This is a genomic window from Streptomyces malaysiensis subsp. malaysiensis, assembly GCF_040653035.1.
In the GTDB taxonomy this organism is placed as follows: Bacteria; Actinomycetota; Actinomycetes; order Streptomycetales; family Streptomycetaceae; genus Streptomyces; species Streptomyces malaysiensis.
Window position 1 is genome coordinate 184,510 of record NZ_JBEZNG010000008.1, and the last position, 23,505, is coordinate 208,014.

24 protein-coding genes are annotated in these 23,505 nt (G+C 72.8%); 15 read left to right on the forward strand and 9 right to left on the reverse strand.

What is annotated here, in order from left to right; all coding sequences use genetic code 11:
• Window positions 1-53: 53 nt before the first annotated feature.
• On the reverse strand, window positions 54-233 hold the full coding sequence (locus AB0E24_RS18615; RefSeq protein ID WP_069870139.1) for a hypothetical protein: 180 nt from the start codon (window positions 231-233) through the stop codon (window positions 54-56).
• A gap of 290 nt (window positions 234-523) precedes the next feature.
• Between AB0E24_RS18615 and AB0E24_RS18620 the strand changes: the two genes are divergently transcribed.
• The 4 genes from AB0E24_RS18620 to AB0E24_RS18635 all read left to right on the forward strand — a co-directional run bounded on the left by AB0E24_RS18620 (window position 524) and on the right by AB0E24_RS18635 (window position 5,836).
• Entirely contained in the window at window positions 524-1,855 is a 1,332-nt protein-coding gene (locus AB0E24_RS18620; protein WP_107474668.1) for an NYN domain-containing protein, read from the forward strand.
• Window positions 1,856-3,023: 1,168 nt separating this feature from the next.
• Window positions 3,024-4,064, forward strand: coding sequence for an ABC transporter ATP-binding protein (locus AB0E24_RS18625; RefSeq protein ID WP_079257271.1), 1,041 nt, complete (start codon window positions 3,024-3,026; stop codon window positions 4,062-4,064).
• A 180-nt stretch (window positions 4,065-4,244) separates the two neighbouring features.
• Entirely contained in the window at window positions 4,245-5,048 is an 804-nt protein-coding gene (locus AB0E24_RS18630; RefSeq protein ID WP_069870135.1) for an ABC transporter permease, read from the forward strand.
• Window positions 5,049-5,107: 59 nt separating this feature from the next.
• Window positions 5,108-5,836 carry a magnesium transporter gene (locus AB0E24_RS18635; RefSeq protein WP_359378253.1) on the forward strand — a complete coding sequence of 243 codons (729 nt, stop codon included), beginning with the start codon at window positions 5,108-5,110 and terminating at the stop codon, window positions 5,834-5,836.
• Window positions 5,837-6,117: 281 nt separating this feature from the next.
• Here AB0E24_RS18635 and ybaK read toward each other — a convergent pair whose 3' ends face one another.
• Genes ybaK through AB0E24_RS18650 form a run of 3 tightly spaced genes read right to left on the reverse strand, consistent with a single transcriptional unit; the run spans window position 6,118 to window position 8,997 of the window.
• Complete coding sequence (gene ybaK, locus AB0E24_RS18640; protein WP_359378255.1) at window positions 6,118-6,615, reverse strand: Cys-tRNA(Pro) deacylase; 498 nt, start codon at window positions 6,613-6,615, stop codon at window positions 6,118-6,120.
• A gap of 11 nt (window positions 6,616-6,626) precedes the next feature.
• Entirely contained in the window at window positions 6,627-7,367 is a 741-nt protein-coding gene (locus AB0E24_RS18645) for an LON peptidase substrate-binding domain-containing protein (protein ID WP_069870130.1), read from the reverse strand.
• A 34-nt stretch (window positions 7,368-7,401) separates the two neighbouring features.
• Complete coding sequence (locus AB0E24_RS18650; protein ID WP_069870128.1) at window positions 7,402-8,997, reverse strand: oxidoreductase; 1,596 nt, start codon at window positions 8,995-8,997, stop codon at window positions 7,402-7,404.
• 156 nt (window positions 8,998-9,153) lie between these two features.
• Between AB0E24_RS18650 and hisD the strand changes: the two genes are divergently transcribed.
• From hisD to AB0E24_RS18695, 9 genes are all read left to right on the forward strand, one after another.
• Window positions 9,154-10,479: a histidinol dehydrogenase gene (hisD, locus tag AB0E24_RS18655; RefSeq protein ID WP_079257270.1), complete on the forward strand. Its 1,326-nt coding sequence runs from the start codon at window positions 9,154-9,156 to the stop codon at window positions 10,477-10,479.
• Entirely contained in the window at window positions 10,476-11,594 is a 1,119-nt protein-coding gene (locus AB0E24_RS18660; RefSeq protein ID WP_069870124.1) for a histidinol-phosphate transaminase, read from the forward strand. The genes hisD and AB0E24_RS18660 overlap by 4 nt, the downstream gene beginning before the upstream one ends.
• Window positions 11,591-12,184 carry an imidazoleglycerol-phosphate dehydratase HisB gene (gene hisB / locus AB0E24_RS18665; protein ID WP_069870123.1) on the forward strand — a complete coding sequence of 198 codons (594 nt, stop codon included), beginning with the start codon at window positions 11,591-11,593 and terminating at the stop codon, window positions 12,182-12,184. The genes AB0E24_RS18660 and hisB overlap by 4 nt, the downstream gene beginning before the upstream one ends.
• A 118-nt stretch (window positions 12,185-12,302) precedes the next feature.
• Window positions 12,303-12,467 carry a CG2302 family histidine operon protein gene (locus AB0E24_RS18670; RefSeq protein WP_167459905.1) on the forward strand — a complete coding sequence of 55 codons (165 nt, stop codon included), beginning with the start codon at window positions 12,303-12,305 and terminating at the stop codon, window positions 12,465-12,467.
• Window positions 12,458-13,102, forward strand: a complete 645-nt coding sequence (gene hisH / locus AB0E24_RS18675) for an imidazole glycerol phosphate synthase subunit HisH (protein WP_069870121.1) — start codon at window positions 12,458-12,460, stop codon at window positions 13,100-13,102. Before AB0E24_RS18670 ends, hisH begins: the two co-directional genes overlap by 10 nt.
• 92 nt (window positions 13,103-13,194) lie before the next feature.
• Complete coding sequence (priA, locus tag AB0E24_RS18680; protein WP_283886972.1) at window positions 13,195-13,926, forward strand: bifunctional 1-(5-phosphoribosyl)-5-((5-phosphoribosylamino)methylideneamino)imidazole-4-carboxamide isomerase/phosphoribosylanthranilate isomerase PriA; 732 nt, start codon at window positions 13,195-13,197, stop codon at window positions 13,924-13,926.
• Window positions 13,923-14,333: a RidA family protein gene (locus tag AB0E24_RS18685; RefSeq protein ID WP_093703829.1), complete on the forward strand. Its 411-nt coding sequence runs from the start codon at window positions 13,923-13,925 to the stop codon at window positions 14,331-14,333. The genes priA and AB0E24_RS18685 overlap by 4 nt, the downstream gene beginning before the upstream one ends.
• On the forward strand, window positions 14,330-15,112 hold the full coding sequence (gene hisF / locus AB0E24_RS18690) for an imidazole glycerol phosphate synthase subunit HisF (RefSeq protein ID WP_079257268.1): 783 nt from the start codon (window positions 14,330-14,332) through the stop codon (window positions 15,110-15,112). Before AB0E24_RS18685 ends, hisF begins: the two co-directional genes overlap by 4 nt.
• A 264-nt stretch (window positions 15,113-15,376) precedes the next feature.
• Window positions 15,377-16,120 (forward strand): SDR family oxidoreductase, encoded by a 744-nt coding sequence (locus tag AB0E24_RS18695; protein WP_079257267.1) that lies wholly within the window; start codon window positions 15,377-15,379, stop codon window positions 16,118-16,120.
• Between the two features lie 98 nt (window positions 16,121-16,218).
• Here the strand turns inward: AB0E24_RS18695 and AB0E24_RS18700 are convergent, their stop codons facing one another.
• The 4 genes from AB0E24_RS18700 to AB0E24_RS18715 are packed head-to-tail and all read right to left on the reverse strand — an operon-like array spanning window position 16,219 to window position 20,752.
• Window positions 16,219-18,285: an iron ABC transporter permease gene (locus AB0E24_RS18700; protein ID WP_359378265.1), complete on the reverse strand. Its 2,067-nt coding sequence runs from the start codon at window positions 18,283-18,285 to the stop codon at window positions 16,219-16,221.
• Window positions 18,286-18,291: 6 nt separating this feature from the next.
• Window positions 18,292-19,272: an iron-siderophore ABC transporter substrate-binding protein gene (locus AB0E24_RS18705; protein ID WP_232637160.1), complete on the reverse strand. Its 981-nt coding sequence runs from the start codon at window positions 19,270-19,272 to the stop codon at window positions 18,292-18,294.
• Window positions 19,269-20,135 (reverse strand): ABC transporter ATP-binding protein, encoded by an 867-nt coding sequence (locus AB0E24_RS18710; protein ID WP_093703835.1) that lies wholly within the window; start codon window positions 20,133-20,135, stop codon window positions 19,269-19,271. The genes AB0E24_RS18705 and AB0E24_RS18710 overlap by 4 nt, the downstream gene beginning before the upstream one ends.
• 53 nt (window positions 20,136-20,188) lie before the next feature.
• On the reverse strand, window positions 20,189-20,752 hold the full coding sequence (locus AB0E24_RS18715; protein WP_351374373.1) for an MSMEG_1061 family FMN-dependent PPOX-type flavoprotein: 564 nt from the start codon (window positions 20,750-20,752) through the stop codon (window positions 20,189-20,191).
• 145 nt (window positions 20,753-20,897) lie between these two features.
• On the opposite strand from AB0E24_RS18715, the gene AB0E24_RS18720 reads away from it, so the two are divergent.
• Window positions 20,898-21,761, forward strand: coding sequence for a polysaccharide deacetylase family protein (locus AB0E24_RS18720; protein WP_351374376.1), 864 nt, complete (start codon window positions 20,898-20,900; stop codon window positions 21,759-21,761).
• Window positions 21,762-21,939: 178 nt separating this feature from the next.
• Window positions 21,940-22,770: an endo alpha-1,4 polygalactosaminidase gene (locus AB0E24_RS18725; RefSeq protein WP_359378271.1), complete on the forward strand. Its 831-nt coding sequence runs from the start codon at window positions 21,940-21,942 to the stop codon at window positions 22,768-22,770.
• A 42-nt stretch (window positions 22,771-22,812) separates the two neighbouring features.
• Here the strand turns inward: AB0E24_RS18725 and AB0E24_RS18730 are convergent, their stop codons facing one another.
• Complete coding sequence (locus tag AB0E24_RS18730) at window positions 22,813-23,445, reverse strand: TIGR03085 family metal-binding protein (protein ID WP_069870103.1); 633 nt, start codon at window positions 23,443-23,445, stop codon at window positions 22,813-22,815.
• Window positions 23,446-23,505 lie beyond the last annotated feature (60 nt).

The following is a 23,505-nucleotide window of genomic DNA, read 5'->3' on the forward strand; positions in this document are numbered from 1 at the left end:
CCGCCACTCACGCGGCCTGCCGCCGCGGTGGCCCGGCGCCGGTGCGCGGCGCGTCAGTTGTGGCCGAAGCTCTTCTGCCGCTTGCGGCTCGTCGAGGGGCTGTCCTCCGACCGCATCGGCTGCGACTGCGAGTCCATCGAGGACTGCTGGTCGGCGGGGCGGCCGTCCATGCCGCGCTCCTGACGCCGCTCGTCCTGCTGCTGCTTGCGATCGCGGTTCTTGTTCTTACCCATGGTGGTGTTCCTCCAGTTGGGATCAGCCCCCCGGCGAAGGGCCCTCCGGGGAGAAGCCCCTCCGGAAGAACAGTGACATGTCATAGTGACCCGTGCATTTCGGGCAATTACGGTGAGTGAGAAGGAGGGTATTGGCGGGTAAGCCGTATCCGCCACGCCGGTGATCCAGTTCGGACTGATAACCCCCGCGCGGTCGGGCAGACTCGAAGGAAAGCCGAAGAACCACATCCGGGGTACGGCTGTGTGCGGGGGGCGACCGAGGACTGGACCGTCAGGAAAGAGGGTGGAACGTGGACCGCTGCGTCGTCCTGGTGGACGCCGGGTATCTGCTGGGCGCCGCCGCGAGCCTGCTGGCCGGGGAGCCTGCCCGGTCGCGTATCTCCGTCGACCACGCGACCCTCATCCAGGGTTTGCGGGAGCGGGCCGAGGCCGAGACCGAGCGCCCGCTGCTGCGCATCTACTGGTTCGACGGTGCCCCCGACCGCGTACCCCAGCCCGAGCACCGGCGGCTGCGTGTGATGCCGCGGGTGACCGTGCGACTCGGTGCGCTCACCCGCAGTGACGGCCGCTGGGCCCAGAAGGGCGTGGACGCCGCCATGCACGCCGAGCTCACCGAGCTCGCACGCAACCGCGCCTGCTCCGACATCGTTCTCGTCACCGGCGACGGCGATCTGCTGCCCGGGCTGATGTCGGCCAAGGAGCACGGCGTCGCCGTCCACCTCTGGGCCGTCCAGGCCGCCGACGGCGACTACAACCAGTCCGAGGACCTCGTCGCCGAGGCCGATGAGCGGCGCGTCCTCGACCGCGCCTGGATCACCCGGGCGGTGCGCGCCAAGGAGCTTCCCGGGCCCTGTGCGCCCGTCTCCGAGCCGCGCCCGGAGATCGCGGCCATTCTCTCCGCCCCGCTGCCGGAGACGGCCGCCGCTGCCGCCGCTGCCGCGGCACCCGGCGCCGCGGAGGCGGCCCCCGGCCGCAACGGCGCCTCCCGGCCCGGCGCCGAGGTGACCGGCCCGGCCGCCGCCCCCGGCCGTCCCGCCGCCCCGGACCCCCGGGCGGGCACGGATGCCGTGGCGGGCGGCGCCGGTAAGGGCGTGCCGACCCCCAAGGACCTCGCCGACCTGGGCCGCGGCCCGGCCGGGCCAGGCGGAGGCCCGGCCGGGCCCGGCGGCCAGGCGGAGCGGCAGCAGGGCGCCGGTGCCACCCTGCGGTGGTCCTCCGACAAGGGCTGGATCGACCGGGGCCCCGGCGCCGGGGTGGGGGAGCCGCCGGAGACCGCCAACCTCCCCATGCTGGCCCAGCTCACCAGCGCCGAGCAGCGCTGGGCCGACCGCGAGGAGGACATCACCGCCGTCAGCGGCGATCCGTTCGAGGTCGGCCAGGTCTTCGCGCGCCGCTGGACCGACCGGCTCGCCGATCCGGCCCACCTCCAGCAGCTCTCCACGGAATACCCCCGTATCCCGCACCGCATCGACGGTGAACTGCTCCGGTACGCGGCGCGCTTCGGGCTGCTGGCCCACAAGGACGACCAGATCGACGAGCACGACCGCTATGCGATCCGGGCGGGCTTCTGGCGCGAGATCGACCTGCGGTCGGCGGCGGAGCACGCCCAGCCGGGCGGATAGCGGGAGCCCGACGAGCCTCGCCGCCTGCGGCGCCCTGCTCCCCTCCCCGCCCCTCCCCGAACCCGGGACTCCGCCCCGGCCCCCGAACCCGGGACTCTGCCCCGGCCCCCGAACCTGGGGCTCCGCCCCAGACCCCGAACCCGGGGCTCCGCCCCAGACCCCCGAACCGGGGTTCTGTCCCGGGCCCCGGACTTGGGGCTTTGTCCCGGCCCCCGGACCTGGGGCTTTGTCCCGGGCCCCGGACCTGGGGCTCTGCCCCGGCCCCCGAACCCGGGGCTCCGCCGCAGACCCCCCGAACCGGGGTTCTGTCCCGGGCCCCGGACCTGGGGTTTCGCCCCGGATCCCGGAACCGGGGCTTTGTCCCAGATCCCGGAGCCCGGGGCTTCGCCTCAGATCCCCGAACCCGGGGTTCTGCCCCAGATCCCGGAACCGAGGTTCTGCCCCAGGCCCCCGAACCCGGAGCTCTGCCCCAGGCCCCGGAACCGGCGCTCTGCCCTAGATCCCGGAACCGGGGCTCTCCCCCAGACCCGGGGCTTCGCCTCAGGTCCCGGGAGCGGCGCTGTCGTCTCTGCCTCCCGTCCGGGGCTCTCGCCCCTTCCCGTGGCCCTTTCCCGCGGTGTCGGTATGCGGCTCCGCCGTATGGCGGGGTTCTGTCCCGGGCCCCGGACCTGGGGCTTCGCCCCGGATCCCGGAAGCCGGGGTTCTGTCTCGCGCCCCGGACCTGGGGCTTCGCCCCGGGCCCCGGAACCCGGGGCTTTGTCCCAGATCCCCGGATCCGGGGATCTGCCCCAGGCCCTGGAACCGGCGCTCTGGCCCAGACACCCGAACCCGGGGCTCTCCCCCCCAGACCCCAGAACCGGGGCTTCGCCCCAGACTCCGGAAGCGGCGCTGTTGTCTCTGCCTTCGGTCCGGGGCTCTCGCCCCTTCCCGCGGTGTCGGTATGCGGCTTCGCCGCGTGGCGGGGATCGGCCTCGGGGTCCGGGGCTCGGGGTCCAGGGGCGGAGCCCATGGTTACGGGAAGGGGCGGGGAGGGGGAAGCATCGGTATGCGGCTCCGGCGCGTGGCCCGGCGGACGCCGCGAAAGTCGTAGTCCGGCCCTGCCCGGCGAACCGTGCCCGGAGGGACCCGAGGACGGGAGCGGGTGTTTGGGCGCGTACCCTCATAGCTCGTGAGGACGGGCGCGAAACAGGCGACGAGTGGCGATGTGGTGTGCACCGTGCGCGGCCTGGTCAAGACCTATCCCGCGGCGCGCGGCCGGCGCGGCGCGCCCGCCACGCCCGCCGTCCGGGCCAGCGACGGCATCGACCTCGATGTGGTGCGCGGTGAGGTCTTCGGGCTGCTCGGGCCCAACGGCGCGGGCAAATCCACCCTCGTACGGCAGCTCACCGGCCTGCTCCGGCCCGACGAGGGCAGGGTGCGGGTGCTGGGCCACGACCTCGTACGCCACCCCGAGCGCGCCGCCCGTCTGCTGGGCTATCTCGGCCAGGACTCGACCGCGCTGGACGAACTGACCGTCTCCCTCGCCGCCGAGACCACTGCGCGGCTGCGCGGACTGGAGACCCGTGCCGCCCGCGCCGCGCGGGACGCGGTGATCGAGGAGCTGGGGCTCGGGGAGGTCGCCGGGCGCCCGCTGAAGAAGCTCTCCGGCGGCCAGCGGCGGCTGGCCTGCGTCGCCGCCGCGCTGGTCGGGGAGCGGCCGCTGCTGGTGCTCGACGAGCCCACCAGCGGGATGGACCCCGTGGCCCGGCGCGCCGTGTGGGCCGCCGTGGACCGGCGGCGGGCCGAGCGCGGGGTGACGGTGGTGCTGGTCACCCACAATGTGATCGAGGCGGAGACGGTCCTGGACCGGGTCGCGGTGCTGGACCGCGGCCGGGTCATCGCCTGCGACACGCCCGCCGGGCTCAAGGCGCTGGTTGCCGACGAGGTGCGGCTGGAGCTGGTGTGGCGCACCGAGCCGCCGCTGGACGTGCCCGAGGTCGCCGCCCTGCGGAAGGTCGCCGAGGCGTGCCGGGCCGCCGGCGGCGGCTCCGGGCGGCGCTGGACGCTCCGGCTCCCGCCGGACGACGCGCGCGCCGCCATCGCCACCGTGACCGGTGGCCCCGCCTTCGCCGCGCTGGACGATTTCACCCTTGCCACGCCGAGCCTGGAGGATGTGTACCTGGCCCTGGGCGGCCGTGCGGAGGGAGCGGATGGGCTGGTGAAGGCGTGAGGGCCGGGGCGAGCCCGGTGAACACGTCGGTGACCGTGACCGTATTCGAGCCGTAGAGGCGAAGAGGAGCAGCAGAACGTGAGTGTCATGCCCGCCGTGTCCGGTGTGTCCGGGACCACTGGTGTGCCTGGTGTGTCCGGTGCGTCTGCTGGGCTGCCCGGTGCGTCCGGTGTCTCCGGTATGCCGGGGGCGTCCGGTGACGCCGACGCCGGTGAGGCCGGTGACATGCCCGCGCCGCTGGCGGCGCGGGCGCGGCTCTTCCCCGCGCTCGTCGCGGTCTACCGCGCCCAGCTGTCGCGGGCCCGGGTGGCCCGGATCCCGCTGCTCTTCGTGGCGACCTTCCAGTCCATCGGGATCATGATCCTGATGCGCGGGGTGGTGGACGGCGGGAGCGAGGCGCGGTCGGTGGTGGCCGGGTCGAGCGTGCTGGTCGTCGCCTTCGTGGCGCTCAACCTGCTCGCCCAGTACTTCGGCCAGCTGCGGGCCAGCGGCGGGCTCGACCACTACGCGACCCTGCCGGTGCCGCCCTCGGCCGTGGTGCTCGGGGCGGCCGCCGCGTATGCCTCCTTCACCGTGCCCGGGACCGCCGTCACCGCGGTGATGGGCAGTCTGCTCTTCCAGCTGCCCATGGCGAACCTGTGGATCCTGCTCGCCGTGATCCCCCTCTCCGGCGCCGCCCTCGCCGGACTCGGCGCCGCGCTGGGGCTGCTCGCCCCGCGTCAGGAACTCGCCACGCTGTGCGGGCAGTTGGGGATGTCGGCGGCGCTCCTGTTGGGGGTGTTGCCCGCGGCCCGGATGCCGCAGGTAGTGTCGTACGCGCGCGATCTGCTGCCGTCGACGTACGGTGTGGAGGCCCTGGCGCGGTCCTTCGACGGGCAGCCCGACTGGTGGGCGGTCTGTGCCGACCTCGGGGTGTGCGCGGGGGTGGCCGTGGTATCCCTCGCCGCCGCGACCTGGGCCTATCGGCGGGCGGCGGTGCGGTGACGCGCCGCAGCGAACGTCCCGCCGACCGAAGTACGCCATCCGCCTGGCACGATGACGGGGTGACCGCACCGTTGACGCCGCATGATCAGCATTCGCCGCACGACGAACCCGGCGAGGGCCGGCCGCCGTCCCACGGGCAGCCTTCCGGGGACTCCGGCGCGCCGTACCCCTCGGGGTACCCCGAGCACCCCGGGCACGCTTCCGGGCATCCGGAGCACCCCGGGCACGCTGAGCACTCCGAGCACTCAGAGCCGGGGCCCGAGTTGCGCGCGGAACTGGTGCGGGCGTCGCTGGTCGCCATCGCGGTGGCGGTCTCCGGGGTGCTGCTCGGGCTGCTGTGGCTGTGGCTGGCGCCGAAGGTCCCCCTGGTCTCGGACGGTTCCGCCGTCTATCTGAAGAACTCGGAAGGGGAGGACGCGGTCGGCGCGGACGGTGTGTTCACGCTGCTCGGGCTCGCCTTCGGGGCCGTCTCGGCGATCATCGTCTTTCTGCTCTTCCGCCACGGCGGTATCGCGCTGGTCGTCGGGCTGGCGATCGGCGGGGTGCTCGCCTCGGTGATCGCCTGGCGGCTGGGCGTATGGCTGGGGCCCACCTCGGACGTGGTGGCCCATGCCAAGGCCGCCGGTAAGGGCGTCACCTTCGACGGGCCGCTCAAGCTGGGCGCGAAGGGCGCGCTGCTGGCGTGGTCGGTGGCGGCGATGGTGATCCACCTGGTGCTGACCGGGCTGTTCGGCCCCCGGGACCCGGAGCCCGCCCTGACGCCCGCGCCGCAGCCGGAAGCGCGCTGAGCGCTCCGGCGGGAAGCGCACGGAGCTGCCGTCGGTCGTCCGCGGCGCCGTCGTGGCCGCCCGTGCCCCCGCGGCACGCCCCCGCGCCCCTTCAGGGCGCCACCGAACCGCGCGGGTCGGCTTCCGTACTTCCATCGATCCGCTCAGGCCCGGACCGGGCCTGAGCGCCCTCGACCATCCCCGACCGGCACACGGTGCGGGTCGGGGAGCTCCATGAGCGCCTACAAGCGCCACGAGTGCCTACAAGGCGAGCACCCGGAAGCGCACTGCGCGCACGGGCCCTAGGAGCGGGCGATGGGCGCCAGCACCGCGTCGGTCAGCGACGCCAGGTCCTTGGGCGCCAGCTCGACCTCCAGCCCGCGCCGGCCCGCCGAGACACAGATCGTCTCGTGGCCGGTGGCCGACGCGTCCAGGGCCGTGGGGAGGCGTTTGCGCTGACCGAGCGGGGAGATCCCGCCCCGCACATAGCCCGTGGTGCGCTCGGCCACCGCGGGGTCCGCCATGGTGGCGCGCTTGCCGCCCACCGCCGAGGCGAGCGCCTTGAGGTCGAGGGTGGCCGAGACGGGCACGATGGCGACCGTAAGGCGGTCATCGACGCTCGCGACCAGGGTCTTGAAGACCCGGCCCGGTTCGACCCCCAGCGCCTGGGCGGCCTCCTCACCGTAGGAGGGCGCCGCCGGGTCGTGCTCGTAGGAGTGCAGGGTGAACTCGGTGCCCGCGGCGGTGAGGGCGGTGGTGGCGGGGGTGCCCGCCGAGGTCTTCTTGGGCTTCTTGGGCATGTTCGTCCGCGTCAGTTGGGGCTGGTGGGACCGCGGGTCAGATCGACGGCCGGGAGGGACGGGAGCTTACCGATGACCGCGCTCTCGGCGCGAAGGAGTTTCAGCTCGTCGGCCAGCCGGCTCGCGGTGTCCGGCGCCTGGAGCAGCCGCTGCTTCGCGGGCGTGTCGAGCACGGCCGCGGCCGCCACCAGATAGGAGAGGACGGACGGCTCGCCCGGCAGGTCCTGCTCGGTGGCCAGGGTCCGCTCACGGGCGCCCGCGAGCCGCTTCTGGTACATCCGGAAGGCCCGTACCACCCCCGAGGCCAGCGCCCCGGCACCGTCGCCCTGCTCCTCCTCCAGCTCCTTGACCTCGGCCGTCAGATACGGGCCCGAGGAGTCCACGGAGACCAGCTCGAAGCGGGTGGTGCCGGTGGCCAGCACCTCGAAGGTGCCGTTCTCCTGCTCCCGGATGGTGGCCGCGTCCGCCACACACCCCACCGAGTAGAAGGATTTGGCCGGGTCCGCGCCGAACCCGGCCGTGGGGCCGGGGTCGGGCCGCGAGGCGGTGTCCGGGAGGCCGATCGCGCTCGGGGCGACTTCATGGCCGTCCCGGATCGCGATCACCCCGAACCGGCGTGGCGCGTCCTCGGGGAGCGCGGACAGATCGCGCATCAGGGAGCGATACCGCTGCTCGAAGACGTTCAGGGGCATGACGAGCCCCGGGAACAGCACCGTGTTCAGCGGGAAGAGCGGAAGGCGCGCGGAGGTCACGGGGCGTAAGCCTAATGGCCCCGCGCGTCCCCTTTCACTGGCGCCGCAGCAGTCGGGACGCGCCGGCGGCGACCGCGGTGGCCAGGACCCAGCCCAGCAGGATCATCACGATGGACGCCCATTGGACGGCGCCTTCGGGTTTCCAGTAGCCGTCCATGCCCAGATCGATGACCGGAATCAGCAGATCGAGCGTGTACAGCGAGGCGTTCCAGTTCGGCGATTCCCCCGGTTTCAGCGCCTCCGGCCGGTTGTGGGCGAAGAACACCGAGCCGACCGCCCACAGCACCGCCATCCACACCGCGGCCCGGCCCGGACGGTAGCCGTAGGCCACCGTCCAGTCCTGGAGATAGCCCCACACCTTCCCGGCGAGCGGCAGCGTCTCCCGGCGGCGGCGCTGCTTGGCGAGCTGCACCTCGCGCGCGTCGGCGTCCTCGCCGCTGGCCCGCATCGTGTTGGCCAGCATCTCGTACGGCTCGGGCGCGTACTCGGGGGTCGCCGCGGCCACCCACTCCAGCCGCCGGGCCAGCGGGAAGTGGCCGCGCGGGATCAGGCACTCATAGCTGAACCCGGCCATGGTGAGCCCGCCGGGCCCCGGCCAGCTCACCGACTTGTCGACAAGGTTGACCACCCGGGCGCCGGAGAGGATCACCCGCCCGCGCTGCGGCCGCTCCCCGAGGAAGCGCAGCTCGGGCGTCTGGACCCGGCGCAGCGACAGCTCCTGGTCGTTCTCCATGATGAAGCGGGCCTGGTCGAAGTCGATGGCGTCGCCGATCCGCCCGTCGTCCAGCCGGACCCCGCCCTCGCATTCGAAGCGCTGGATGCGGGTGCCGCGGGTGGGGGTGGAGGCGGTGCCGTACGGCGGGGTGGAGCCGCTGGAGTATGTGCTCACCCCGCCCGCGGTGAGGTAGAGGCTGCGCTCCACGGTCAGCTGCGGCGCGTTGAGCGCGCGACGGCCGTAAGGGTTGCGCAGCCGGCTGCCGCGCAGGCTGAGCGACACCCCGATCTGCGCCCCGCGCAGACTCAGCTCGCCATAGGACTCGATCATGTCGGCCTGGAAGTCCTGGGCGACGGTCAGCCCGTCGGCACTGATCGACATGCCCCGGCGGTCGCGGCGCACGATGAGCTGGTTGAGCAGTAAATCGGTGCCGATATGGGCGTCGGTGAGCCGGATCCCGTGTTCGACCACACAGCGCGGCAGATGCAGATCGCCCTCGGTGCGCAGCCGGGCCGCCTCCAGCCGGGGGAGGGCGCAGCCCACCAGGCGCAGGGTGGTGAACTGTGCCTCGGGGACCAGCACCTCCCGCTCGAAGCGGCAGTTCTTGAGCTCCACATAGGGCTCGATGTTTCCGCCGGCCAGATCGAGCGTGCCGGTGATGTGCACCCCGTTGAGCTTGAGCGCGGAGACCCGGCCCGGCTGCGCGGGCGGCCCGTCCAGCAGCAGGAGGGCCACGACACGCGCCCGGACACTGCGCTCCGGGCCCCATGCGTACGGGCCGGAGGGGTCGTTCCGCTGGGGGTGCGAGGTGCGCAGATCGTGGGTGCTGCCATTGCGGAACGCCTGCCACATGCCCCATTCGGCGGTGGTCAGATCGAGACCCGGGGGTGGATCGCCATCGTGCGGCTCGGTCACAGCCGTGTCCCCTCCTGATTCTCCGTGTCCCCGTACGGAGCACATTCCCGCTGAGTAACCGGTTGAACGCCAACGGTCAGGGTCAACTTAGGGGGTGCGTATCACTGACTGATACGGGGGGAGGGGCGTCGTGGCGGGTCTGAGACAATTGATCGCGTGATCTCCCGTATCGATCTGCGCGGTGCCGCCTTCCCGGAGGGCGGGATCGACCGCGACCTGCTGCCCCGTGCCGAGCTCGACGTCGAGGCCGCCCTGGAGAAGGTGCGGCCCATCTGCGACGACGTCCGCCATCGCGGTACCGCTGCGCTGATCGACTACGCCCATCGGTTCGACGGCGTGACCATAGAGCGGGTGCGGGTCCCCGCGGCGGCGCTGGAGAGCGCCCTCGCCGGGATCGACCCCGCCGTGCGGGCCGCCCTGGAGGAGTCCATCCGGCGGGCCCGGCTGGTCCACCGCGACCAGCGGCGCACCGACCACACCACCCAGGTGGTGCCCGGTGGCACGGTCACCGAGCGCTGGGTGCCGGTCGAGCGCGTCGGGCTGTACGTACCGGGCGGCCGCTCGGTCTACCCCTCCTCCGTGGTGATGAACGTGGTGCCCGCGCAGGAGGCCGGGGTCGGCTCGATGGCCGTCGCCTCCCCGCCACAGGCGGAGTTCGGCGGGCTGCCGCACCCCACGATCCTCGCGGCGTGCGCGCTGCTGGACGTGGACGAGGTCTACGCGGCGGGCGGCGCCCAGGCCGTCGCCATGTTCGCCTACGGCACCGAGGAGTGCCGTCCGGTCGCCATGGTGACCGGGCCGGGCAATATCTGGGTCGCCGCGGCCAAGCGGCTGCTCAAGGGCCGGATCGGCATCGACGCCGAGGCCGGCCCGACCGAGATCGCCATCCTCGCCGACGCCACCGCCGACCCGGTGCATGTCGCCGCGGACCTGATCAGCCAGGCCGAGCACGATCCGCTGGCCGCGTCCGTGCTGGTCACCGACTCCGAGGAGCTGGCCGCCGCGGTCGAGAAGGAGCTCGAGGTCCAGGTCGGGGCCACCAAGCACATCGAGGACCGGATCCGTCCGGCGCTGTCCGGGCGGCAGTCCGGCATCGTGCTGGTCGACGGTCTGGAGCAGGGCCTGGCCGTCGTGGACGCGTACGCGGCCGAGCATCTGGAGGTCCAGACCGAGGACGCGGCGGCCGTCGCGGCCCGGGTGCGCAACGCCGGGGCGGTTTTCGTCGGGGCCTTCGCCCCGGTGTCGCTCGGCGACTACGCCGCGGGCTCCAACCATGTGCTGCCCACGGGCGGCTGCGCCTGCCACTCCTCCGGGCTGTCGGTGCAGTCCTTCCTGCGCGGTATCCATGTGGTGGACTACAGCCGGGAGGCGCTGGCCGAGATCGCCGGTCATGTGGTGACGCTGGCCGAGGCGGAGGATCTGCCCGCCCACGGCGCCGCGGTGAAGGCAAGGTTCGACTGGAAGGTGCCACCGAGCAAGTGACCGGCATTGACGATCTCCCGATCCGGGACGAGCTCCGTGGCAAGTCCCCGTACGGCGCTCCCCAACTCGATGTGCCCGTACGGCTGAACACCAACGAGAACCCCTATCCGCTGCCCGAGCCACTGGTCGCCCGGATCGCCGAGCGGGTCGCCGAGGCGGCCCGCGATCTCAACCGCTACCCGGACCGGGACGCGGTCGAGCTCCGCACCGAGCTGGCCCGCTATCTCAGCCGTACGGCCGGTCTCGAGGTCGGCGTCGCCCAGGTCTGGGCGGCCAACGGGTCCAACGAGGTGCTCCAGCAGCTGCTCCAGACCTTCGGCGGGCCGGGGCGCACCGCGATCGGCTTCGAGCCCTCGTACTCGATGCACGCGCTGATCTCGCGCGGCACCGGCACCGGCTGGATTTCCGGTCCCCGGAACGCCGATTTCACCATCGATGTCGAGGCCGCCTGTAAGGCCATCGCCGAGCACCGCCCCGATGTCGTCTTCATCACCTCGCCCAACAATCCGACCGGGACGGCCGTGGCCGCCGAGACGGTGCTGGCGCTCCATGACGCGGCGCAGGCCGCCCGATCGGACGCCGCCGGGGCGCTCGTCGTCGTGGACGAGGCGTACGGGGAGTTCAGCCACCGTCCGTCGCTGCTGCCGCTGATCGAGGGGCGGCCGCGTCTTGTGCTCTCGCGGACCATGTCCAAGGCGTTCGGCGCGGCCGGGCTGCGGCTCGGCTATCTCGCCGCCGACCCGGCGGTCGTCGACGCCGTCCAGCTGGTCCGGCTGCCGTACCACCTGTCCGCCGTCACCCAGGCCACCGCGCTGGCCGCCCTGGAGCACACCGATACGCTGCTGGGGTACGTCGAGGCGCTGAAGACCGAGCGCGACCGGCTGGTGAGCGAGTTGCGCACCATCGGCTGCGAGGTGACCGACTCCGACGCCAACTTCGTCCAGTTCGGCCGCTTCGAGGACGCCCACGTGGCGTGGCAGGGCCTGCTGGACCGGGGTGTCCTGGTCCGTGACAACGGCGTACCGGGGTGGCTGCGGGTCACCGCGGGGACCCCCGCCGAGAACGACGCGTTCCTCGACGCGGTACGCGAGCTGATGAAGGAGAAGAGCGCATGACCCGCGTGGGACGCGTGGAGCGCAGCACCAAGGAGACCTCGGTCGTCGTCGAGATCGACCTCGACGGCACCGGCCAGGTCGATGTGGCGACAGGTGTGGGCTTCTACGACCACATGCTCGACCAGCTCGGCCGTCACGGCCTCTTCGACCTCACGGTCAAGACCGAGGGCGACCTGCACATCGACACCCACCACACCATCGAGGACACCGCCCTCGCGCTCGGCGCCGCCTTCAAGCAGGCGCTCGGCGACAAGGTGGGCATCTACCGCTTCGGCAACTGCACGGTGCCGCTGGACGAGTCGCTGGCCCAGGTGACGGTCGACCTCTCCGGCCGCCCGTACCTGGTGCACAGCGAGCCCGAGAACATCGCGCCGATGATCGGCACCTACGACACCACGATGACCCGGCACATCCTGGAGTCCTTCGTGGCCCAGGCGCAGATCGCCCTGCACGTCCACGTGCCCTATGGGCGCAACGCCCACCACATCGTGGAGTGCCAGTTCAAGGCCCTGGCGCGGGCCCTGCGCTACGCCAGCGAGCGCGACCCCCGGGCCGCCGGGATCCTCCCGTCCACGAAGGGGGCCCTGTGACTGTGAGCGTCGGACGCACGGCCGCCGGGCCGCGGATCGCACGCGCGGCCGCCGGGCCGCGGACGTCATTCGACCCGCGGGTTCGCCGCGTGGGCGGAGAAGCGAACGGGGTGGCTTCATGAACGGACTGTCGACCGTTTTCATCCTCCTGGGGCTGTTTCTGCTCGGCGGGGTCATCTCCTTCGTCAAGCAGGGCATGTCCAAGAGCATCGTCACGCTGCTCGGGATCGGTGCCACGATGGCGCTGCTCGCCGGGGTCCTGCGGCTCGAGGTATGGAATTGAGCACCAAGAGCGTCGTTGTCTTCGACTACGGATTCGGCAATGTCCGGTCCGCCGAGCGGGCCCTCGCCCATGTCGGCGCGCGGGTCGAGATCACCCGTGACTACGACAAGGCCATGACCGCCGACGGCCTCCTCGTCCCCGGCGTCGGCGCCTTCGCCGCCTGCATGAAGGGGCTGCGCGCGGCGCGCGGCGACTGGATCGTGGGGCGCAGGCTGTCCGGCGGCCGCCCGGTCCTGGGCATCTGCGTCGGTATGCAGATCCTCTTCGGGCGCGGTATCGAGCACGGTGTCGAGGCCGAGGGCCTGGACGAATGGCCGGGCACGGTCGGGCCGCTGCGCGCCCCCGTCGTCCCCCACATGGGCTGGAACACGGTCAAGGCGCCCGGGGACTCACAGCTCTTCGCGGGGCAGGACGAGGACGAGCGGTACTACTTCGTCCACTCCTACGCGGTCCACACCTGGGAGCTCGAGGTCACCAACCCGCATATCCCCGCCCCCAAGGTCACCTGGGCCACCCATGGCGAGCCGTTCGTCGCCGCCGTCGAGAACGGGCCGCTGTGGGCCACCCAGTTCCACCCCGAGAAGTCGGGTGAGGCCGGGGCGCGGCTGCTCCGCAACTGGCTCGACACGCTCTGACCGGCCCGCACCGGCCCGCACCGGCCGACGACGGCCCGCACCGGCCCCCGCTGCCCCCATCGCCCTCACGCTCTCAACCGAAGGTTGTCCGCATGCGCACGCACCGCCTCGAACTCCTCCCCGCCGTCGATGTCCGCGACGGCCAGGCCGTCCGCCTCGTCCACGGCGAGTCCGGCTCGGAGACGTCGTACGGCGACCCGATGGAGGCCGCCCTGGCCTGGCAGCGGGCGGGCGCCGAATGGCTGCACCTGGTGGACCTCGACGCCGCCTTCGGCACCGGGGACAACCGTGCGCAGATCGCCGAGGTGGCCCGCGCCATGGACCTCAAGGTCGAGCTGTCCGGCGGTATCCGCGACGACGCCTCGCTGGCCGCCGCCCTGGCCACCGGCTGCACCCGGGTGAACCTCGGCACGGCCGCCCTGGAGTCCCCCGAGTGGGTCGCCAAGGTCATCGCCGAGCACGGCGACCTCATCGCGGTGGGCCTCGATGTGCGCGGCACCACGCTGCGCGGCCGCGGCTGGACCCGCGACGGCGGCGATCTGTACGAGACGCTGACCCGTCTCGACTCCGAGGGCTGCGCCCGCTACGTCGTCACCGACATCGCCAAGGACGGCACCCTCCAGGGCCCCAACCTGGAGCTGCTGCGCAATGTCTGCGTCGCGACCGACCGGCCCGTCGTCGCCTCCGGCGGCGTTTCCTCGCTTGACGACCTGCGTGCCCTTGCGACCCTGGTACCGGAAGGTGTCGAGGGCGCCATCGTGGGCAAGGCGCTCTACGCCAAGGCGTTCACCTTGGAAGAGGCGTTGGAGGCGGTATCCGTATGACCTCACCCGAGAGCACGCGGCGGGTCCGGACCGGAAGTCCCTGGGAGGAGACCATCGGGTTCGCCCGGGCCGTCGAGGCCGGTGACCTGGTACTCGTCGCCGGGACGATGCCACTGGCGGAGCGCGGCGTACTGGAGGGCGAGGGCGATCCGTACGAGCAGACGCTCGCCGCCTTCCGCCATGCGCTGGGCGCGCTGAAGGAGTTCGACCTGGGCATCGAATCGGTGGTCCGCACGCGTATGTACCTCACCCACGCCCGCGACGTGGACGAGGTGGGCCGCGCCCATAAGCAGCTCTTCGACGCCGTGCGCCCCGCCGCGACCCTCGTCGTGGTGTCCGGCTTCGTCGACTCGCGCGTCCTGGTGGAAGTAGAACTGGAAGCATTCCGAGGAGCACGGCAGTCATGACCCTGGCGGTCCGAGTCATCCCCTGCCTGGACGTGGACAACGGCCGGGTCGTCAAGGGCGTCAACTTCCAGAATCTGCGCGACGCGGGCGACCCCGTCGAGATGGCCAAGGTCTACGGCGAGGAGGGCGCGGACGAGCTGACCTTCCTCGACATCACCGCCTCCTCCGGTGACCGCGAGACCACCTACGACGTGGTCCGCCGCACCGCCGAGCAGGTCTTCATCCCGCTGACGGTCGGCGGCGGCGTCCGCACCCCTGAGGACGTCGACAAGCTGCTGCGCGCCGGGGCGGACAAGGTCGGCGTCAACACCGCCGCCATCGCCCGCCCCGAGCTCATCCGCGAGATCTCCGAGCGCTTCGGCAGCCAGGTGCTCGTCCTCTCGGTCGACGCCCGCCGCTGCGTGCCCGCTCCCGGCGGGGGGCCGGTCACGCCGTCCGGCTACGAGGTCACCACCCACGGCGGCCGCCGCGGCACCGGTATCGACGCCGTTGAATGGGCCCACCGCGCGGCGGAGCTGGGCGCGGGGGAGATCCTGCTGAACTCCATGGACGCGGACGGCACCAAGGACGGCTACGACACGGCCATGATCGAGGCCGTCCGCAAGCACGTCACCATCCCGGTCATCGCCAGCGGCGGCGCCGGCAGGCTGGCCGACTTCCCGCCCGCGATCGCCGCGGGGGCCGACGCGGTGCTCGCGGCCTCCGTCTTCCACTTCGGCGATCTACGGATCGGCCAGGTCAAGGACGCTCTGCGGGAGGCGGGGCACCCGGTGCGCTGAGCCGGACGCGCCGAAGCGGGGGATCACCGACCGGTGGTCCCCCGCTTCTCATGGCCTCGTAGGAGCGCACTGCCCATGGGCGGTGTGCTCCCTTTCGTCTTCCAGCGGTGGCGGAGCTGGTTCCCGCACCTGACGCTGATGGCGGGCGCGCGCTGACGGGGAGTGCCGCACCCAGGAGCGGCGCGTCCTGGTAAGGGGGCGCTGACCTGCGCAGACTCGGTGGGGCCAGGGCAGAACGGCATCAGGATCGAAAGGGATACCGCCATGAACGCCAACACCGGGACAGGCAAGGTCGTGCTCATCACCGGGGCCAGCAGTGGGATCGGGGCGGCCACCGCGCGTCGGCTCGCCGCCGATGGGCACCGGGTCTATCTGGGGGCGCGGCGGACCGAGCGGCTGGGGGAGCTGGCCGGGGAGATCACCGCCGACGGCGGCAGCGCGGCGTACCAGCGGCTGGACGTCACCACGGCCGACGATATGCGGGCCTTCGTATCGGCCGCCCGGACGCGGTTCGGGCGGGTGGATGTGATGGTCAACAACGCCGGGGTGATGCCCCTCTCGCCGCTGGAGGCGCTGAAGGTCGACGAGTGGGACCGGATGCTCGATGTGAATGTGCGCGGTCTGCTGTACGGCATCGCGGCGGCGCTGCCGGTGATGAAGGAGCAGGGCGGCGGGCATGTCGTGAACATCGCCTCGGTCGGCGCGTACGAGGTCTCGCCCACCGCCGCGGTGTACTGCGCCACCAAGTTCGCCGTACGCGCCATCTCGGAGGGGCTGCGCCAGGAGTCGGCCGGTGATATCCGGGTCAGCCTGGTCTCCCCGGGGGTGACCGAGTCCGAACTCGCCGAGTCCATCTCCGATCCGAGCGCCCGGGAGGCGATGAAGACCTACCGCTCGGTGGCCATCCCCGCCTCCGCGATCGCCGATGCCATCGCGTACGCCATCGGTCAGCCCGCCGAGGTCGACGTCAACGAGATCGTGGTGCGCCCGGCCGCGAGCGCCCAGTAGGAAGCGCCGAGCCAGTAGGAAAGCCGCGTGTCCGCACCGCGATCGGCGGTGGTACGCGGTCGGCGACCCGTCATGGGCCGACCGGTCCCGCGCACCGGCTACCGCCGGCTCCGTACCAGCAGCCGCAGGAAGTACGGCGTACCGATGACCGCCGTCATCAGGCCGGCACCGAGCTGGGCGGGCGCGATCACCGTACGGCCGAGCAGATCGGCCGCGCAGACGAGCGCGCCGCCGAGGAGGACGGCGACCGGCACCACCCGTATGTGGCGCCGGCCCACCAGGGCGCGGGCCGCGTGCGGCGCCACGAGGCCCACGAAGCCGATGGTGCCGGCCGAGGCGACGGCGGTCGCGCTGAGCAGGACGCTCATCGCCAGGAAACCGAGCCTGGCCCGGGACGGCCGCAGGCCGAGCAGGCGCGGTGTGTCGCCGTCCAGGGAGACGAGGTCCAGTTCGGTGCGCGCGGCGACGGCGGTGGCGAGGCCCAGGGCCAGCATGAGCGCGACGGGCAGGACGTCCGGCATGGTCCGCCCGTACGTCGAACCGGACAGCCAGGTCAGCGCCTTCGTGGCGTTGAACGGATCGGTGAGCACGATGAGCAGGCTGGTCAGCGCCGTCGTCCCGGCGGCCACCCCGACGCCGACGAGGACCAGCCGGTTCTGCTGGTAGCCGCCCCGGGCGGTGAGCCCGAAGACGACCACGGAGGCCACCGCGGCCCCCGCGAACGCCGCGCCCGCGACGCTCCAGGAACCGGCGACGGGCGCCGTGGTCACGAGCAGTACGGCGCCCAGCGCGGCTCCGCCGGAGACGCCCAGGGTGCCCGGTTCCGCGAGCGGGTTGCGGGTCACGGCCTGCACCAGCGTGCCGGCCAGGGCGAGCGCCGCGCCCGCGCACAGGGCCGCGAGCACTCGGGGCACCCGGGCGTCCAGGACGAAGGAGACGGATCGGCCGACCCGCCCCTGCGCCCAGTTCACGACATCGCCGAGCAGGAGCTTGCTGTCGCCCAGCAGAACGCCGCCCACCGTGACGCCGAGGGTTACGGCGACGGCGAGGGCCACCGTGACCAGGAACGCCGTCCGGCCGGGCACCCGCAGCCGGTCGGGCGCCTCGGCTCCGGCCGTGTCCCGCAGCCGCAGGGCCATCACCACCAGGAACCCGGCGCCGACCAGGCTGGTGACGACGCCGGTGGGCACGGCCACCGCCGTGCCCGCGGGGACGAGGGCCCGCAGCAGCACATCGGAACCGAGCACCAGACCGGCGCCGACCAGCCCGGCCACGGGCAGGGCCGTCCGGGTGCGGACGAGGCCCCTGAACCGGCGGGCGAGCGGGCGCACCAGGGCCGGGGCGCACAGACCGACGAAGCCGATGGGCCCGGCGAGCGTGACGGCCGCGGCGGACAGCAGCGCCGCCAGCACCACCACCGTGACGCGGGTGGTGCGGACGGGGACGCCCAGTCCGTGTGCGGCGTCGTCGCCGAGGGCGAGCGCGTCGATCCGGCGGGCGGTCAGCAGCAGCCCGGCGAGTCCGGCCAGCGCGACGGGCAGCATCTGGACGACGCCGTCGAAGCCGTTCTGGCCGATGCTGCCCTGGTTCCACTGGTACAGCCCCTCGGTCTGTTCGGGGAACAGCAGGAGCAGACCCTGCGTCACGGAGTTCAGGCCCAGCGCCAGCGCGGTGCCGGCGAGGACCAGACGTACCGTGCCCGTGCCGAGGCCGGACAGGGCGAGCACGACGGCCGCCGCCAGCAGCCCGCCCGCGAAGGCGACTCCGGAGGAGGCGAGCATCGGCAGCGAGACGCCGGTGGCCCCGGCCGCTCCGAGCGCCAGGTACGAACCGGCGTTCACCGCGAGGGTGTCGGGCGAGGCCAGCACATTGCGGCTGACGGCCTGGAGCACGGCGCCGGCCACGCCGAGGACGGCGCCGACCAGGACGCCGGCGGTCATCCGCGGCAGCCGGGAGGCGAGCACGACGGACGCGTCGTCCGGATCGGCCCGTCCGGTCAGCGCCTTGACCACCTCGGCCGGTCCTACGGCGGCGGTGCCCTGGGTGATGTCGGCCACGGCGAGGGCCGCGACCAGCAGGACGAGCAGGGCCGTCACCGCGGCCGCGCCCGATCGGGAGGCGGCCGCCTGCGGACGGGTGGCGGGGGTGTTCGCGGTGACGGCCATGGGCCGCTACTTCGTCAGCGCGTCGACGACGGCGTCGATGTACGCCTCCATCGAGCCGGGGCCGCCGAACATCCAGATGCCGTCAGGCAGCCGGTGCACCTCGCCCGCCTTCACGAACGGCAGGGACTTCCATACGGAGTTCTTCGCCAGCCCACCGGTGAAGGGCGTGCTGCTCTTGTCGCCGTCGCTGCCTATGTAGCCGAACCGGACGTCCTCCGGCAGGTCGGTGAGCCCCTCGACATCGGTGGAGCCGAGGCCGTAGCTCGCGTCGCCCTTGACCTTCCAGGCGTTCTTCAGGCCGATCCTCCCGTTGACGGCGCCGATGAGCGAGCCGCTGGTGTAGGGGCGCAGGGAGACCTGGTTGGAGGTGACATAGCCGTCGGCGAAGGCGATCTCCGTACCGTCGAGACCGGCGTCGGCGAGGGCCTTCTTGCCCTCGGCCGCCTTGGCCTCGAAGTCCTGACGGGCCGTCTTCGCGCGGTCGGTGGTGCCGGTGGCCTTGGCGATGAGGTCGAGGTTCCCCAGCATCCGCCCGATCTGGTCGGAGGCGTCGGCGGACTTCACCGCCAGCACCGGGGCGACCTTGCGCAACTGCTTGACGGCGGCCGGTGCCAGGTCGGTGGTCGCCAGGATGAGATCGGGCGAGAGGGAGGCGATGGTGTCCATGCTCGGCTCACCGCGGGTGCCGATGTCCTTGGGGCGGTTCTTCAGCGGGACGGCGGTGTCCCAGGTCTTGTAGCCCTTGACGTCGGCGACGCCTACGGGGTCGACGCCGAGCGTGAGGAGGGTCTCGGTGACGTTCCACTCGGTGGTGACGACCTTGGTGGCCGGGCCGTCCAGCCGGACCTTCGCGCCGGTGGCGTCGGTGAGGCCGATGGCTTCGGAGGTCTTCTCGGAGTTGTCGGCGGCGGGCTCGGTGGTGCCGCACGCGGCGAGGGCGAGTGCCGTGGCGGTCACGGTGGCCGCGGTGAGCGGGAGACGTCTCATGAGGTGGTGCCGAGCCTTTCGCTTCGGGGCGTTCGCATGTGGTGGCGGCCGATCGGGCGGGTGCGCGGCCGGCCGGTCAGGGGGTCGGTGTCGACGTCGAACCGGATGCCGTAGACGGCGGTCAGGCGGTCCGGCGTCAGGACCTCCTCGGGCCGGCCGTCGGCCACGATCCGGCCCGATTCGAGCAGCGTGATCCGGTCGGCGACGGCCGCCGCCTGGTCGAGGTCGTGCAGGACCACGCCGACGGCGATCCCGTGGTCGTCCGCCAGGTCGCGGATGAGGTCGAGGAGTTCGATCTGGTAGCGCGGGTCGAGATGGGTCGTCGGCTCGTCCAGCAGCAGCACCCCGGTCTCCTGGGCGAGGCATCCGGCCAGCCAGACCCGTTGCGACTGCCCGCCGGACAGCCGGTCGGCGCCGCGCTCGGCGAGGTCCGTGACACCGGTCAGCGCGAGCGCCCGGTCGACCGCGTCCGACGCGTCCGGGTCCGGGCGCCCGAAGCGGCCCCGGTAGGGGTAGCGGCCGAACTCGACGACGTCCCGCACGGTCAGTCCGCTGGGGGTGGGGCGGCTCTGGGTCAGCAGGGCCACCTGCCGCGCGAACTCACGGGAGGTCAGGGCGAGACCGTCGGTGTCGGCGTCGATCCTGAGCTCCGCGTGGCGGGGCCGCTGCAACCGGGCGATCGTCCGCAGCAGCGTCGACTTCCCGCTGCCGTTGGGGCCGACCAGGGCGGTCACCTCGCCGGGCCGGAGCCGGAGCGCGGCGTCGTGTACGACGTCCACGCCGTCGTACGACACGGTCACACCCGTGGCCGACAGCTCATGACCGCGCAGCCGTGTGCGGGCCGTTTCCTCACCAGATCTCACGTTGCGAAGGTTAGCCTAACCTAAGTAGGGATCGATGAGGGGGTGCCGGTGTCTCAGTCGGTCCGCCAGGACGCCGGGTCCCACACCCCGGAACGGCGCAGCGCCTGCGGGCAGTGCAGATAGATCTCGTCGATCTCCAGGACCAGGGCCAGGGCGGGGCGCCGGTCGTCCCGCGTCATGGCGTCGAAGAACGGGGCGTCGGTGAGGATGCGGGCCCGGCCGTTGATCCGCAGGACCTCCTTGCCGCCGGGGATCAGATACAGCAGACCGGCGTGCGGATTGTCGAGGATGTTGTGGAAGCTGTCGCCGCGCCGGTTCCCCGGCCGGTCGGGCAGGGCGAGCGTGCCGGAGTCGATGATGTGTGTGAAACCGGCCGCGTCCCCGCGCGGGGAGACATCGCAGTTGCCGTCCGCGTCGGAGGTGGCCAGCAGGCAGAAGGGCGAGCGGGACAGGATGTCCCGGTCCTTGTCGGTGAGCCGGTCATGGACCTTCTCGATCACGACGGGCCAGGGCTCGCCCAGCAGTTCGCGCAGCTCCGTGCGCGACCCCAGCTCGACCCAGCCCTCCTCGGCCGCGGCGTCCGGCCCCTTCTCTGCGGTGTCGATCGTATGCGGCACGTCGGGCCCCCAGGGTGCGTGTGCGGCGGGCGGCCGCCCGCCGCACGCCATTGGAAGTTAGGTTTGGCTTACCTTACGTGCCGGATATGGCCGGGCCGTCGAAAAACCCGTTCGCCGATCGCTGACGGCGGCTCACACTGAGGGCATGGACGGAGCCGTGTCGAGTCAGCTGCTGGGGTTCCCGCCCGATGCTCGGGTGCTCATCGTCAACTGCGACGACCTCGGGATGCATGAGTCGGTCAACACCGCCGTCATCGACGCGATCGAGCGGGGGATCGGGAGTTCGTGCAGCCTGATGGTGCCGTGCCCGGGTGCGCCCCGGGCGATGCGGATGCTGCGCGACCGGCCGGACATCCCGTTCGGTATCCACCTCACGCTCGTCCGCGACGCGGAGCACCTACGGTGGGGACCGCTGAGCGCGAAGGGCACGGTGGCATCGCTGCTGGACGAGCGGGGTGAGCTGTTCACCGCCGGCCGGCGGGCGGAGCTGCTCGCGCGGGCGCGGCCGGACGAGGTCGAGCGGGAGTTCCGCGCGCAGATCGAGGCCGTGGCCGACGCGGGGCTGACGCCCACTCATCTGGACTGGCACTGTCTGGCCGACGGCGGCGGCCAGGACATCTTCGAGCTGACCGTGGCACTGGCGGCGGAGTACGGACTGGCGGTGCGGGTCTGGCTCGACGGCGGCCGCCGGGCGGCGCGCGGGCGGGGGCTGCCGGTCGTCGACCATGACTTCCTGGACAGCTTCGCCCTCGACATCGACGGCAGGGCGGCCCGCTACGCCGAGCTGCTGCGCGCCCTGCCGCCCGGCCTCAGCGAGTGGGCGGTCCATCCCGGGCTGGGCGATGAGCGCTCGCGGGCCGCCGAGCCCGGCGGCGGCTGGCGGGTGCGCCACGGCGACCACGCGTTCCTGACCTCGCCGGACGCCCGCCAACTGCTGCGGGACGAGGGGATCGTGGTCATCGACTACCGGCCGCTCCAGCGGCTGTGGTCCGCGGGATCCCCGACTTGACGCCATCGCGGGGGCCCGCTTTGATCGCAGCAGCCGCACGGGTGTACCGCCCCCGTGCCGCCCAAGAGGTACGCCCAGCCGGTAAGGGACCCGGTTCCGGTCCCGAGCCCGGACTCAGTCGCCAGGACGGCGGATGCCATCCGAGGCGGGGCCGTTACCCGCGAGTGTTGGAGCTTCCATGCCCACCAGCCATGCCGCCCGCCTTCGCCGCCGCTGGGTCCTCGCGTCGGTGGTGACGGCCGCCGCCGCGGCGGCCGCCGTCGTGGCCGTGTCCATGACCTCGGGAGCCAGCGCGTCCGGAGTGGCTGTGCCGCCCGTCCACGGCGGCTTCGACTACCAGATCGGCGGCGAGTACACCCCGCCCAAGGGCGTCGACATCGTCAGCCGCGACCGCGCGGACTCCCCGGCGGACGGGCTGTACAACATCTGCTATGTCAACGCCTTCCAGGTCCAGCCGGGCGAACGCGACCAGTGGCCGGACGACCTGCTGCTGCGCGACCGCGACGGCGACCTCGTCATCGACACCAAGTGGAAGGAACCGCTGCTCGACATCAGCACCGCGGGGAAGCGGGAACGCGTCGCGGAGAAGGTCGACGGCTGGATCGACGGCTGCGCCGACAAGGGCTTCGACGCCGTCGAGCCGGACAACTACGACAGCTACGAACGCTCCGAGAAGCTGCTGACCACCGCCCACGCCAAGGAGTTCATGGCGCTGCTGTCGGAGCACGCGCACGCCCAGGGGCTGGCCATCGGCCAGAAGAACACCGCGGAGCTCCTCTCCGGCCGGAAGGCGGCCGGGCTGGACTTCGCGGTGGTCGAGGAGTGCGGCGAGTACGACGAGTGCGGTGACTTCGCCGAGGCTTACGACGACCATGTGGTGGTGGTCGAGTACGGCGAGGAGGGCTTCGCCAAGGCGTGCGCGGGCTGGGGCGACCGGCTCAGTATCGTCCTGCGGGACGAGGACGTCTCGCCCGACGACGGCGCGGACTACGTGCGCGAGACCTGCTAGGGGGCTCCCCCGGATACGTACCCGCGCGCGGGGGCGCCCGGCTCAGATGCCGAGCTTGGCCTCCCGCGCCGCGGCCACGGCCTCCTTGTCGCCCTCCAGCTCGACCCGGGCGGACTCCTGGCGGCCGGTGAGGAAGAGCGCCAGCTCGCCCGGTTCACCGGTGACCGTGACGACCGGGACGCCGCGGCGGGCCACCGCCGTCCGGCCGTCCGGACGCCGCAGCACCAGGCCGACGGGGGAGCGGCGGCCGAAGACCCGGGCGCCGCGCTCGATACGGGACCACAGCGCGTCGGCGAAGACCGGGTCCAGCTCGCGCGGCGTCCAGTCCGGCTGGGCCCGGCGCACATCCTCGGCGTGGACGTAGAACTCGAAGCTGTTGGCCGCCTCGTCCACCTGCTTCAGCGCGAACGGCGACATCCGCGGCGGACCGGTGCGGAACAGCTGGAGCAGCTCCTCGTACGGCTTCGCCGCGAACTCCTCCTGCACCCGGGCCAGCCGCGAGGCCAGCGGCTTGACCAGCACCCCGGCGGCCGCGTCGGGGCGGCGCTCGCGGACCACCAGATGGGCCGCCAGATCGCGGGTGGTCCAGCCCTCGCACAGCGTCCGGGCGCCGGGGCCCGCGCCTTCCAAGAGGTCGGCGAGGAGCAGGCGTTCGCGCTTTGCGTGAGTGGACATGGGTCCACCCTACGACCGGGGCCCGTCCGCTGCCACGACAAGCGCCGCCGCGCGCCGCCG